The organism is Sphingopyxis chilensis (genome assembly GCF_035930445.1).
Lineage (GTDB): Bacteria > Pseudomonadota > Alphaproteobacteria > Sphingomonadales > Sphingomonadaceae > Sphingopyxis > Sphingopyxis chilensis.
In genome coordinates this window covers 3,083,717-3,096,084 of record NZ_CP142394.1, presented here as the reverse complement: position 1 = coordinate 3,096,084, position 12,368 = coordinate 3,083,717, and the positions used below count along the sequence as shown (strand labels likewise).

The 12,368-nt window shown below is 66.0% G+C and carries 14 protein-coding genes; 7 read left to right on the top strand and 7 right to left on the bottom strand.

Annotated features, from left to right (window positions below; all coding sequences use genetic code 11):
• From rsfS to VSX79_RS14425, 3 genes are read right to left on the bottom strand one after another with little or no spacing between them, the layout of a single operon-like run.
• Positions 1–432, bottom strand: a complete 432-nt coding sequence (gene rsfS, locus VSX79_RS14435) for a ribosome silencing factor (protein WP_373562747.1) — start codon at positions 430–432, stop codon at positions 1–3.
• Positions 396–1,106 carry a nicotinate-nucleotide adenylyltransferase gene (locus VSX79_RS14430; RefSeq protein ID WP_257018010.1) on the bottom strand — a complete coding sequence of 237 codons (711 nt, stop codon included), beginning with the start codon at positions 1,104–1,106 and terminating at the stop codon, positions 396–398. The genes rsfS and VSX79_RS14430 overlap by 37 nt, the downstream gene beginning before the upstream one ends.
• A complete protein-coding gene (locus VSX79_RS14425; RefSeq protein ID WP_326913700.1) occupies positions 1,070–2,356 on the bottom strand; it encodes a glutamate-5-semialdehyde dehydrogenase in 1,287 nt (428 codons plus the stop codon). Before VSX79_RS14425 ends, VSX79_RS14430 begins: the two co-directional genes overlap by 37 nt.
• A 79-nt stretch (positions 2,357–2,435) precedes the next feature.
• On the opposite strand from VSX79_RS14425, the gene VSX79_RS14420 reads away from it, so the two are divergent.
• A complete protein-coding gene (locus tag VSX79_RS14420; protein ID WP_179494251.1) occupies positions 2,436–3,575 on the top strand; it encodes a DUF3667 domain-containing protein in 1,140 nt (379 codons plus the stop codon).
• Between the two features lie 63 nt (positions 3,576–3,638).
• The gene (locus VSX79_RS14415) at positions 3,639–5,270 is read left to right on the top strand and encodes an alkaline phosphatase D family protein (RefSeq protein WP_326913699.1); all 1,632 of its coding nucleotides are present in this window, start codon (positions 3,639–3,641) and stop codon (positions 5,268–5,270) included.
• Here VSX79_RS14415 and VSX79_RS14410 read toward each other — a convergent pair.
• Entirely contained in the window at positions 5,255–6,157 is a 903-nt protein-coding gene (locus tag VSX79_RS14410) for a TolB family protein (RefSeq protein ID WP_326913698.1), read from the bottom strand. The two genes, VSX79_RS14415 and VSX79_RS14410, sit on opposite strands and share 16 nt — an antisense overlap.
• 115 nt (positions 6,158–6,272) lie before the next feature.
• Here VSX79_RS14410 and VSX79_RS14405 point away from each other — a divergent pair, with 115 nt between their 5' ends.
• Positions 6,273–6,689 carry an Lrp/AsnC family transcriptional regulator gene (locus tag VSX79_RS14405; RefSeq protein ID WP_326913697.1) on the top strand — a complete coding sequence of 139 codons (417 nt, stop codon included), beginning with the start codon at positions 6,273–6,275 and terminating at the stop codon, positions 6,687–6,689.
• 9 nt (positions 6,690–6,698) lie between these two features.
• Here the strand turns inward: VSX79_RS14405 and VSX79_RS14400 are convergent, their stop codons facing one another.
• A complete protein-coding gene (locus VSX79_RS14400) occupies positions 6,699–7,067 on the bottom strand; it encodes a RidA family protein (protein WP_326913696.1) in 369 nt (122 codons plus the stop codon).
• A gap of 234 nt (positions 7,068–7,301) precedes the next feature.
• On the opposite strand from VSX79_RS14400, the gene VSX79_RS14395 reads away from it, so the two are divergent.
• From VSX79_RS14395 to VSX79_RS14385, 3 genes are read left to right on the top strand one after another with little or no spacing between them, the layout of a single operon-like run.
• Positions 7,302–7,625, top strand: a complete 324-nt coding sequence (locus VSX79_RS14395; RefSeq protein ID WP_179497172.1) for an ArsR/SmtB family transcription factor — start codon at positions 7,302–7,304, stop codon at positions 7,623–7,625.
• Positions 7,622–8,044 (top strand): SRPBCC family protein, encoded by a 423-nt coding sequence (locus VSX79_RS14390; protein WP_326913695.1) that lies wholly within the window; start codon positions 7,622–7,624, stop codon positions 8,042–8,044. Before VSX79_RS14395 ends, VSX79_RS14390 begins: the two co-directional genes overlap by 4 nt.
• A gap of 21 nt (positions 8,045–8,065) precedes the next feature.
• A complete protein-coding gene (locus VSX79_RS14385; RefSeq protein ID WP_326913694.1) occupies positions 8,066–8,281 on the top strand; it encodes a hypothetical protein in 216 nt (71 codons plus the stop codon).
• 4 nt (positions 8,282–8,285) lie between these two features.
• Here VSX79_RS14385 and VSX79_RS14380 read toward each other — a convergent pair whose 3' ends face one another.
• A complete protein-coding gene (locus VSX79_RS14380) occupies positions 8,286–9,209 on the bottom strand; it encodes a crotonase/enoyl-CoA hydratase family protein (RefSeq protein ID WP_179494261.1) in 924 nt (307 codons plus the stop codon).
• A 219-nt stretch (positions 9,210–9,428) separates the two neighbouring features.
• Here VSX79_RS14380 and purC point away from each other — a divergent pair, with 219 nt between their 5' ends.
• Positions 9,429–10,208 (top strand): phosphoribosylaminoimidazolesuccinocarboxamide synthase, encoded by a 780-nt coding sequence (gene purC, locus VSX79_RS14375; RefSeq protein WP_037553641.1) that lies wholly within the window; start codon positions 9,429–9,431, stop codon positions 10,206–10,208.
• A gap of 82 nt (positions 10,209–10,290) precedes the next feature.
• Here purC and VSX79_RS14370 read toward each other — a convergent pair whose 3' ends face one another.
• Positions 10,291–12,291 (bottom strand): lipoxygenase family protein, encoded by a 2,001-nt coding sequence (locus tag VSX79_RS14370; RefSeq protein WP_326913693.1) that lies wholly within the window; start codon positions 12,289–12,291, stop codon positions 10,291–10,293.
• Between the last annotated feature and the right edge of the window lie 77 nt (positions 12,292–12,368).

Genomic DNA, 12,368 nt, shown 5'->3' with positions numbered 1-12,368 from the left:
TCAATTCGCTGCTGCGACCGGCGGCGCGTCGCCGAACGACCACATGCGCTCGAGGTTGTAGAAGCTACGCACCTCGGGCCGGAACAGGTGGACGATGACGTCGCCTGCGTCAATCAGCACCCAATCGGCGTTGGGCAGCCCTTCGACGCGAACGCTGCGGCCCGCTTCCTGCTTGATCCGCTGCGCCAGCTTCTCGGCGATCGCCGAGACGTGACGCGTCGACCGGCCGCTCGCGATCACCATATGGTCGGCGATGCTGCTCTTGCCGGCAAGCGGGATGGAAATGGTTTCCTGGGCCTGGTCCTCGTCCAGCTGGTGGAGGATCAGCGCGTGGAGCGCGTCCACGCTGTCATTGGCGGGTGCGGCGCCGGGCGCGGCCCCCTGGGTGGCGGAGATCAAATGCGTCCTTTCTTGGTCGGTTCCACCAGCCATGAACGCGTCAGCGGGTCGCGCATCGCGCGGCCTTCATAGCGTTCGAACCAGCGGGGGTTGGCCTGCCGTATCGCAGTTGCGGATCGCACATCGGGCGAAAATCGCAGGAACACGAGGGCGGGCGGTCTCCAGTCTGTCCAATGCGTCTTCTGGTCTGCGGGCCGGACAAAGCGCCGCAGCCATCCCATCGCACGTCTTGCACGGGCGCGGTCATTATAGCCCGGACGCGCGACAACCGCAATCGGCATCAACCGCGCGATCCCCCGCCAGTCGCGCCACTGGGGCAACTGGACCAGATTGTCGGCGCCCATGATCCAGATGAACTGGCGGTCGGGGTAGCGTCGGACGAGCTTTTTCAGCGTATCGACGGTGTAACGCGTGCCCAGCTCGGCCTCGATCGCGGTCGCGCGAATGGGCGAACGCCGCGCCGCGCGCTGCGCCGATCCGAGGCGCGCAGGGAGCGAAGCCATGCCGGTCTTCGGTTTCAACGGATTGCCGGGCGACACCAGCCACCACAGTTCATCGAGCCCGAGCGCGTCGATCGCGTTCAAACTGATCGCGCGATGCCCGCCATGCGCGGGATTGAAGCTGCCGCCGAGGAGGCCGGTGGGGAGGCGCCCCGATCTGGAGGGACGAGTCAGGGCCGGACCTGTCCCGTGCCGCGCACCAGCCATTTATAGGTGGTGAGCCCTTCCAATGCGACGGGCCCGCGAGCGTGGAGGCGTCCCGTCGCAATGCCGATTTCGGCGCCGAGGCCGAATTCGCCGCCGTCGGCGAACTGTGTCGAGGCATTGTGCATGACGATCGCGCTGTCCACCCCGGCCAGGAAGCGTTCGGCGGTCGCGGCGTCCTCGGTGACGATCGCGTCGGTGTGGCGGCTCGAATGCGCGTCGATATGCGCCAGCGCGCCGGTGAGGCCATCGACTTGTCCGATCGACACGATCGCGTCGAGATATTCGGTGTCCCAGTCGCCGTTGCTGGCGGGCTCGACATGCGGACTCAGCGCCACGACGCCCTTGTCGCCGCGCACTTCGCATCCCGCCGCAATCAGCGCGTCGATGATGGCGAGCGGCGCGGGGTAGGCGCGGTCGATCAGGATCGTCTCGGTCGCGCCGCAGACGCCGGTGCGGCGCATCTTGGCGTTCACGGCCAGCTCGACCGCCTTTGCCGGGTCGGCGGCGCCGTCGATATAGAGGTGGTTGAGCCCGTCGAGATGCGCGAGCACGGGGACGCGCGCCTCGTCCTGCACGCGCGCGACCAGCCCCTTGCCGCCGCGCGGAATGATGATGTCGATCAGCCCCTGCGCGCGCAGCATCGCGCCGACCGCGGCGCGGTCCTGCGTCGGGACCAGTTGGACGGCATCGGCGGGCAGTCCGGCCTCGACCAGCCCCGCCGCGAACGCCGCGTGAAGCGCGCGGTTCGACTGTACCGCCTCGCTGCCGCCGCGCAGGATCACGGCGTTGCCCGACATCAGCCCGAGCGCTGCGGCGTCGGCGGTCACATTGGGGCGGCTTTCATAGATGATGCCGACGACACCGAGCGGCACGCGGACGCGGCTCAGCACCAACCCGTTGGGGCGCGTCACACGGTCGATCTCGCTGCCGGCCGGGTCGGGCAGCGCCGCGACCGCGTCGATCGCATCGGCGATCGCGCCAAGCCGGCCCGCGTCGAGCCGCAACCGGTCGAGCATCGCGGACGAGAGGCCATTGGTCTGCCCCGCGGCCATATCCTTGGCGTTGGCGGCGAGGATCTCGGCCGAACGCGCGCGGATCGCCGCTGCCGCTGCACCCAGCGCCGCTGCCTTGTCGGCGGTCGGCATCAGCGCGAGCTTTTTTGCCGCGACGCGCGCGCGCGCGCCCATGTCGGCGATCAGGGCGGCGGCATCGCCGGGCAGGGGCGGGGCGGTCAGGGCTTCGGCGTTCATGACGCGGCCACTATCATGTTTTTCCCGACTCTCGAAAGCCCCGTTGCGCGCCGCCGCGCGCGCCTTTAGGCAGGGGGGCATGACAGGGGATATCGAGGGTATCGGGAGCGCGGTGACGGCGGGCCTCGCGGCGCGCGCGGTCGAACCGCGCCGCGGCGAAGGCGGAGCGCACGGCCAGGGGCCGCTGCGCTGCCTCAATTGCGGCACCAGTCTCGTGGGATCGCACTGCCATCATTGCGGCCAGCGCGCCGACGTGCATCGCAGTTTCGGCGCGATCGGGCATGACCTCGTCCATGCGATCTTCCATTTCGAGGGCAAGATCTGGAACACGCTGCCGCTCTTGACCTGGCGCCCCGGCGACCTGACGCGCCGTTATATCCATGGCGAACGCGCGCGCTTCATCTCGCCGCTCGCGCTGTTCCTGTTCGCGGTGTTCCTGACCTATGCGGTGCTCGCGATGGTCGGCAGCGGCGGCGGCGTCGGCGAGGAGCTCTCGAAGGCCGCGGCCGAGCAGACGCGCACCGCGGCGATCAAGGACAGCATGCAGGAGGAGGTCGACCGGGTCGACGCCGAACTGGCGAAGGCCGACCTGCCCGCCGCGCGGCGCGATGCGCTGAAGACCGAACGCGACGTGCTGCAGAAAAGCGCCGACTATCTCGGCATTTCGCGAAGCCGCAGCAAAGCCGAGCGCGATGCCGATCGTGCGGCGGGGCCGCCGGTCCTCGAAAATCCGGCCGATCAGGTCAAAACGAGCGCCGATTTCATCTCGCGCAACAAGGTCGATACGGGGGTGCCCTTCATCGATCATGGTCTGAAGAAGGCGTTCGCGAACCCTGCGCTGGTTCTCTACAAGCTCCAGGCGAACGCCTATAAATTCGCATGGGCGCTGATCCCGCTGTCGCTCCCCTTCATGTGGCTGCTCTTTCCGTTCAGCCGGCGCTTTCACACCTACGACCATTTCGTCTTCGTCACCTATTCGATTTCGTTCATGCTGCTCCTGTTCGTCGTGGTGCGATTGCTCAACCTGACGATCTTCGGCGAACTCGCGACCTTTTTCGCGATGCTCTATGTACCCTTCCACATGTACCGCCAGCTGCGCGGCGCCTATCGCTCGTCGCGGTTCGGGGCGCTTGTGCGCGCGACGCTGCTCCTCTTTTTCAGCCTGTTCGCGGTGATCTGGTTTATGCTGTTGCTGCTCGCGCTCGGGATCAGCGGCTAGCCCGGCACGAAGCTGTAACACGCAGCGGGCACAGCCGTCGGCGCGAGGCAGGAGGACAAGGCAGTGCATCAGCTGTGGAACGAAATCGATCGCCGCTTGCTCATCAAGCTCGGCACCGCGGGGCTTGCCGCGCTGTCCTTGCCCGGCGCTGCGCTCGCCGCCATGGCGCAGGGCTTCACTCACGGGGTCGCGAGCGGCGAGCCGGGAGCGAATTCGGTGCTGCTGTGGACGCGCTATGCCGCGGCCAGCGACACGGCGCTGACGATCGAGCTGTCCGACAGCGCCGATTTCGCCCGCGTCGTCGCGGGCGGCAGCGTCACCGCCAAAGCCGAGCGCGACCACACCGCAAAAATAACGGTGGACGGGCTCGAAGCCGGCCGCTGGTACTTCTACCGCTTCGTCGCGCCCGACGGGGCTAAGTCGATCACCGGCCGCACGCGCACGCTTCCCGCAGGGCCGACGCGCGCCTTCACGATCGCGCTCTTCTCCTGCTCGAACCTGCCGTTCGGCTGGTTCAACGCCTATGCCCATGCGGCGGCACGGAACGATATCGACCTCGTCGCGCATGTCGGCGACTATCTCTACGAATATCAGGTCGGCGATTATCCGTCGCCGAAGGACGCGCTGCCCGGCCGCGATATCCAGCCCACGCACGAGATGGTGAGTCTTGCCGACTACCGGCTGCGCTACGCCGCCTATCGCGCCGACGCGGACCTCCAACGCCTCCACGCGCTGTTCCCTATGATCGCCCAGTGGGACGATCATGAATTCGCGAACGACGTCTGGAAGGGCGGCGCGGAAAACCACAATGAAGGCGAGGGCGATTGGCGGGTTCGCGAAGCGGCGGCCGAGCGCGCCTATCGAGAATGGATGCCCGTCGCCGACACGCGCTGGCGCGACTATCAGGTCGGCGATCTCGCGACGATCTTCCTCCCCGAAACGCGCGTGACCGCACGCGACCGCCAGTATGAGATCGACGAGATCGTCGCGGGCGGCGGCGACCCGGCGGCGAAGCTCAAGCAATTCGCCGAAGGGGCCTATCGTGATCCTGCGCGCCAGATGATCGGCGCGCAGCAGGAGGCATGGCTGTTCGACGGCTTCGCCAGATCGACGCGCGCGGGAACGCGCTGGCAGGTCTGCGCGCAGCAGGTGGTGATGGGCAGCCTGTTCGCCCCGCCCGAGACGAAGGACTGGTTCGGTTCCGACCAGCCCGACCATGTCCGCCGCCGCGTCGAGACGGGGCAATTCGCGGCGAAGGCGGGGCTGCCGTTCAACCTCGACGCGTGGGACGGCTATCCGGCGGCGCGCTCGCGCCTGCTCGCCGCCGCGCAGCGCGCCGACGCCGACCTTGTCACGCTGACCGGCGACACGCACAACGCCTGGGCGTTCGACCTGGCGGAGGACGGGCGGCCCGCGGGGATCGAGATCGCGGGGCACAGCGTCACCTCGCCCGGCTATGAAAATTACACGAAGGGCGTCTCGGACGCGGCGCGCGTTTCGGCGCTGCGCCGTTCGTCGCCCGAACTCAAATGGGCGAATACCGAGGACCGCGGCTATGTGACGGTTCAGTTGACGCGCGAAAAGGTCACCGCGAACTGGCACAACGTCGAAACGATCCGCACCCATTCGCCCGCGCTGAAGGGCACGCACAGCATGACGGCGATGCGCGGGCGGCGGGCCTATGATGCGGCCTGATTGCGACAGTCGGGCGGCCAAGACCGGTGGGGATCGGTGACGAGGTCGATCAGGAACATTTCGCCCGACTGCGCGCCGTACCGCTGGGCAAAGAGCAGCCGGTCGCCCTTGGGTGACAGCAGCGGCCCGACCTGGAACTGATCTGGATCGGCGGGGATGCGGCCGGTTTCGATCCAGCGGTTGCCCTCGCGGCGATAACGATACAGATGCGACCGGTCGCCGCGGTCGGACACGGTGACCATCGTTTGTCCGTCGCGTGAAATCTCGGCTTCATAGTCATGGCCCGCGGTGCTCACCGGCGGGCCGACATTGGCGACGGCCCATTCACCCGGCCGGATCTCGGTCGCGACATAAATGTCGCCGCCGCCCGCGCTGCCCTTGCGGCTCGATCCGAAATATAGCCGCCCTGCGGCATCGGTTCGCGGCAGGAGCTCGGCGGCAGGCGAGTTGACGGGCTCGGGCAGGCGTTGCGGATCGCCCCACCGGCCATCGGGCGTGCGCTCGACATACCAGATGTCGAAATTATCGGTTTCGGGCGCGTGGCGCGTCGAAACATAATAAAGTCGCTTGCCGTCGGGCGCGATAGACGCATCAGCTTCGATAACGGGTAGTGGCTTTGCAAAGGATGGCGGCGTCGGCGCGCCCCACGCCCCCCCGGTGCAGCTCGATTGCATTAGTCGATAGCTGCCGAAATCCTTGTCCGCCGCAAGGTAGATCATCGTCTGTCCGTCGGGGGTGAAGGTGGGCGAGGATTCATAGCCCTCGCTTGAGATGGCGGCCGGGGTCCAAAGCATTGCGGCACCGGTTGCCGACGTGTCCGCGGCGGCGCTGCACGCGGACAGCGCGGTGGTACCAAACAGGATCGCGGCGCGGTCGATAAACGGCATGGACTTTTTCTCCGGCAAGACGCTAGCAGACGCGCGGCGCTTTTTGCCGAGCCGCGGATGCAACACCAGCGTCCGATCGGCGGCGCGGGCGCCATTATGGCGGCAGGGGAGGACAATGGACGCGATCGACCGGCAGATTGTGGCGATGCTGCGCGCCAATGCCCGTCTCCCGCTCAAGACGCTCGCCGCGACGGTCGGACTTGCGCGCAGCTCGGTGCGTGAGCGACTGTCGAAGCTCGAGGCGGTGGGAACGATCGGCGGCTATCATGCGCGCATCGTCAACGAAGGCGGGATTGCGGCGATCCTGCAGCTGCGGCTTGCGCGGACACCGTCGCCGGACATTGTCGCGGCGATCACCGGCATGGCGGAGGTCGCGCGTTGCTATTCGTTGAGCGGCGAGATCGACCTGCTCGTCGAGATCGAGGCGGCCGATGCCGCGCAACTCAATGCCACGCGCGACCGGATCGCGACGATCGCGGGCGTCGAGGACACGACGACCGCGCTGATCCTGAAGCGCGACAAGGATCGCTAGGGTCCGGCCCTAGACGGCGGCGATCGCCTCGATCTCGAGCAGCCAGGCCTCGTCATAAATGTCTGCGATGATGATCGTCAGCGCGGGCGAGCAATCGCCAAGAACTTCGTGCCGGACCTTGTAGTTCGCTTCGCGATACTGGCGGTCGGACAGAAAGACGGTGACCTTGACGAGGTCTTGCAACGACATGCCGCCTGCCCGAAGCTGCGTTTCGACATTACGCCATACAAGCCGGCATTGGGACTCGAAGTCCGCAGGCACTTGGCCCTTCTCGTCGACCGGAATCTGGCCGCTGACGAACAGCCAGCGCGCCGGCGCCTCGGCCAGATGTGCTTGGGCATAGGAAACGCCGGTGGGATTGATCGCGCGGTTGGGCATGGTGGGTCTCGCAATTCCAAGGGAAGGGACGGCCAGGCCGGCCAGCGCCCCGCCGCAGAAGATACGGCGCGAGGGAAGGAGCGGAGGCGGGCCGGACGAGTTCACCGCCGCATCTAATGCGAAAACAACAGCCGGCTCCAGCGTCCGATAGGCGGCACCGCCGCCGCAACGGCGGCTTGACACCTATAACTATATGGTTATGGAAAATGCATAGCCAGAGAGTTATGTATTATGATGCAACCCATACCGGACCTCCTCTTCAAGGCGCTCGCGGATCCCAGCCGGCGTGGGCTCTTCGAACGGCTCTGTCTCGAAGGCGAGCAGACGGTCGGTGCGCTCACCGCAGGTGCGGGCATCTCGCAGCCTGCGGTTTCCAAACATCTCGGCCTGCTCAAGCAGGCGGGGCTGGTGCAGGGCCGCGGCGAAGGCCGCCAGACGCACTACAGTGCGCGGCGGGACGCGCTCGCGCCGCTCGTCGACTGGACAGGCCGCATGAACCGCTTCTGGGAAGCGCGGTTCGACGATCTCGAAGATTTGCTGGGAAGGATGGATCAATGAGTGAGAGCGACGTGCGCAGCGTGACCGTGAAGCGCGAAATCCCGCACCCGCCCGAAAAGGTCTGGCGCGCGTTGACGACGCAGCATCTGATCGAGGAATGGCTGATGAAGAACGACTTCGGTCTCGATCTCGGCCAACGCTTTCAGTTGCGCGGCGACTGGGGCCACGTCGACTGCGAGATCCTCGACATCGATCCGGGACGCAGCCTCTCCTACAGTTGGAATACCGCGCACGACGATCCGGCCTATCGCCTCGAAAGCACCGTCACCTTCACGCTCGAACCGACCCCCGCCGGTACCTTGCTGCGGATGGAGCAGGTCGGTTTCCGCCCCGACCAGAAGCAGGCCTTCGGCGGCGCGAAGGGCGGCTGGCCCATCCATCTCGAAAATCTCGAGAAGGTCGTGGCAACGCTCGACTGACAGTCAGACAGGGAGAATCTTATGAACTGGAGCCTGTGGATCCGGCAATTCCATCGCTGGGTATCGATTATCTTCTCGGCGATCGTACTCGCCATTTTCGTAATGCTCGGCGCCGGGCAGGAGCCCGCCCAGTGGGTCTATTACCTGCCGCTGCCGCCGCTCTTCCTGCTGATGTTCTCGGGCCTCTGCATGTTCTTCCGGCCCTATTTCAGAAAGCGCGGCAGCGCGGCTGGTTGATCGCTCAACTATAGGGCGGCGTATCCTCGAACTCGGCGAACCACGGATAGTCGTTGGCAACGCTGACGGTGAAGTTCGCCGGACGCTTTTCGAGGAAGCTCGACACGCCCTCGGCGGCGTCGGCGCTGCGCCCGCGGGCAAAGATCGCGCGGCTGTCCCAGCGGTGCGCGCTCATCGGGTGCGGCGCGCCGAGCATGCGCCACAGCATGTGGCGGGTCAGCGCGACCGACACCGGCGCGCTATGGTCGGTCAGCTCGCGCGCCTTGGCGATCGTGGCGTCGACCAGATCGCCGGGCGTGTGGACCGATTGCACGAGACCTTTTTCATGCGCTTCGGCGGCGTCGATCAGACGACCCGAATAGCACCAGTCGACGGCATTCTGGATGCCGACGAGGCGCGGCAGGAACCAGCTCGACGCTGCTTCCGGCACGATCCCGCGCCGCGCGAAGACGAAGCCGTAGCGCGCCGTTTCGCTCGCGAGGCGCGCGTCCATCGACAATGTCATCGTCGCGCCGATGCCGACCGCGGCGCCGTTGATCGCGCCAAGCACCGGCTTCTTGCAGTCGAAAATCCGCATCGAAACGCGCCCGCCCGAATCGCGGATCAGCGGGTGTGACCAGTCGATCGTGCCGTCCTCGGCCACCGGGCTCGCCGACATGCCATCGGGCAGGATCGCCTGCTTGTCGGTGCGCTTGTCATAATCGAAGGTCGCCGCGCCTTGGCCGAGGTCGGCGCCGGCGCAATAGGCGCGGTCGCCAGACCCTGTGAAAATCACCGCGCGCACCGCGTCGTCGGCGTCGCATTCGTCGAGCGCAGCGACGATCTCGAGCATCATTTCGGTGGTGAAGGCGTTCATCCGGTCGGGCCGGTGGAGCGTCAGCAGGGCGATGCCTTCATGGCGATCGAGGCGAATCTGGTCGAAGCTCATCCATCTCTCTCCTTGATTTTGCCATAGCGTCGCAAGCGGTGGGCGGGATTGCAAGCACTTTACGTAAACGTAAAGCTGATGAGAATTGGCGGACAATGAAGCCGGGGATGACGCGCCCCTGCTTTGTCGCTATAGGCCGCCCGACCGCCCCGGCGCCGCGTCTCCACCTGAGTCGCTTGCCGGGGCCATTCATTTGGTTCCGACAGAAAGTAAGCGCCCATGGCCCGTCGCCGCCAGATCTACGAAGGCAAAGCCAAGATCCTTTACGAAGGCCCCGAACCGGGCACCTTGATCCAATATTTCAAGGACGACGCGACCGCGTTCAACGCGCAGAAGCGCGGGACGATCAACGGCAAGGGCGTGCTCAACAACCGGATTTCGGAGCATGTCTTCACGCTGCTCGGCAATATCGGCGTGCCCACCCACTTCATCCGCCGCCTCAACATGCGCGAGCAGCTGATCCGGCAGGTCGAGATCGTGCCGATCGAGGTGATCGTGCGCAATGTCGCGGCGGGCACGCTGTCGAAGCGTCTCGGGATCGAGGAAGGCACGCAGCTTCCGCGCACCCTGATCGAATATTGCTACAAGGACGACGCGCTCGGCGATCCGCTCGTCGCCGAGGAGCATATCGCCTGCTTCAACTGGTGCAGCCAGGACGAGCTCCACGACATCCAGGACATGGCGATCCGCATCAACGACTTCATGTCGGGCATGTTCGCCGCGGTCGGCATCCGCCTCGTCGACTTCAAGCTCGAGTTCGGCCGCCTTTATGAAGGCGACTTCAGCCGCATCATCCTCGCCGACGAGATCAGCCCCGACGGCTGCCGTCTGTGGGACATGACGACGAACGAAAAGCTCGACAAGGACCGCTTCCGCCGCGATCTCGGCGGCGAGGTCGAGGCCTATCAGGAAGTCGCGCGCCGGCTGGGCCTGATGCCCGAGGGCGGCGAGAATGCCGTGCTCGACCTCGAAAGCCACCGCAAGAAAAAGGGTAGCTGAGCCCATATGCACCCCGGCGAAAGCCGGGGCCCAGCTAAGCTGACAAAGAACCCCGGCTTTCGCCGGGGTTTTCATTTTTGCGTCAGATATTGATGCTCGTCGGGATCAAACTCGGCTGCAGGTAAGGGTAGGGCTGCATCCGCTCGCTATTGCGCGCCACAATCTCAGCCTCGACGCCCGCAAGCGCGGCCTTGAACCACGCCAGCGGGCCCTCGGCGCCCGTCACGCGCGGGTCCTGGAACCACAGCGGATAGGGAAAGGCGTTGCTGCGATAATCGCCGAGCGGGCGGTAGTGGACCGACCCCAACAGTTCCAGCAAATTGAGCTGTTCGAGCGCGAGCGCCATCGGCGGCATCATCGCGAGCCAGCCCGCCTTGTCGTGACCGCGCTGGCCATTGGGCGCCGCCTGCCATCCCGCGCCCGTGACGGCGGGGGAAAAGGCCATGATGTCCTTTTGCGGGAAATTGACCGCGGCGTGCTGCGCGCTCGCGGTGAAGATCACCATCGCGCAGATTTCGACAAGCCGCGCGCGGGTCGTGACGGGGCCGAAGCCCTTGATCTTCGCTTCGCCCGCGAGGCACGCTGCCCAGGCGGCGAGCTCGGTATCGGCTACGACGTCGGCGTCATGCGCATAATAAAGATCGATATATTGCCGCGCCCATTCGTGGATCGCGTCCCACACAAGCAGTGCGTCGTCGCGATAGGGATAATCGGCGAGCGCCGAGTCGACGCCCACGCCGCGTTCTGCAAAGTCGGCGTGCGGCATCTTGCCGTAAAAGTCGAATGCCAGCCGCGCATCGACGGCAGCGAGCTGGCTCGACGCGATCGAGCCCGCGAAAATATGGTCGATCGGGCCGTCCGCTGCGATCAGCGACGTTGCCGCCTGTTCGTTGATGAACAAGGTGCCCTCGAAATGCGGGACAAGCAGCGCCCAGACCGGATGGACTTCGGCAAGATGGCGGTGCGTCGCGACCGCGAACGCCTCGATCACCAGATGGGTGCGCGCGAGATGCGCGAACAGCTCGTGATAATTGCCGTCGGCGACCTGCACGATGAATTTCGCCATTTCCCATCCCCATAGCTTGTCGAAGGTCGGCGAGGGGGTGAAGATCGGCCAGTCGGCGGGGTCCTGCCCGCACTGGATCGCTACCGGCACCGCCGACGAGCCGCCCGGGGGCACCGCGAACAGAGCCATCGGCTGCCAGGCATATTTGGCAAGGCTGCCGTAAGTGCCTGGGTCGAGGACCTCGAGCGGCTTGTAGTCGAGCATGAACAGGCGCCTGTCGGCCAAGGCCGCCGCCAGCGTATCGCCATTGACGACCGCGGCATATTGGGCGCCGCTCAGCGGGAAGTTCGCGGGCAGCGCATCGCCGGCCGCGGCGATCAGCATGCAGTTCGGCCCCTGCACGCGCAGCCGCGCGAACTCGGCATCGTCTTGAAACATATAGCTGACGCCCGGAACCGGCAGCGTAGCGAACAGCGCGCGATACGCCTCGACGCTCCGCGGCGTCTTGCTGCCGAGGCTGGTGGCCTCTTCGACCTTCATCAGATCCTCAAGCCGCTCCTTATAGCCTTTGAGCAACGCGATATGCGCGTCGCGCTCGGCGGCGGCGACGGCATTCTCGACGTCGCCGACGATGTGTTCGAAGATATTGCCGCCGGTGTGGACGCCATGCTCGGCCGCGACCTTGGCGGTCGACGCTTCGATCGCGTCGCATTCGGTGAGCGCGGCTTCATAGGTGGCGCGCGAGCTGTCGAGTTCGCTCCCCAACTCCCCCGCGTCGACGCCGGCAAGCTTCACCGTTAAAGCGTTCCGAACAATGCCCAGCCCGACGCCGATCAGGATCACGAACCAGGCGATCGTCGGCTCGTCATTCTTCGGAACGGTCGTGGCGAGCGGCACGCCGGGCAGGGTCGGGACGTCCGTCGTCCATGTGTAAACGGACTGGGTAGCGGCCAGCTGCGCCGCGCGCGCCGCCTGTTGCGCGGGCGTATCGTCCTGCGGAAGCGTCGGGGAGGCGGACGGCATCGGCACCGCCGGCGCGGCGCCGGATGGTTCGAGTTGCGGCATCGGGTAAGACATGGCGTGGCCTCCTGTCGGGCGCGAAACTAGGGGTCCGCTTGTCGGCGAACATGGTTAATATTTCGCAAGTCATCTGG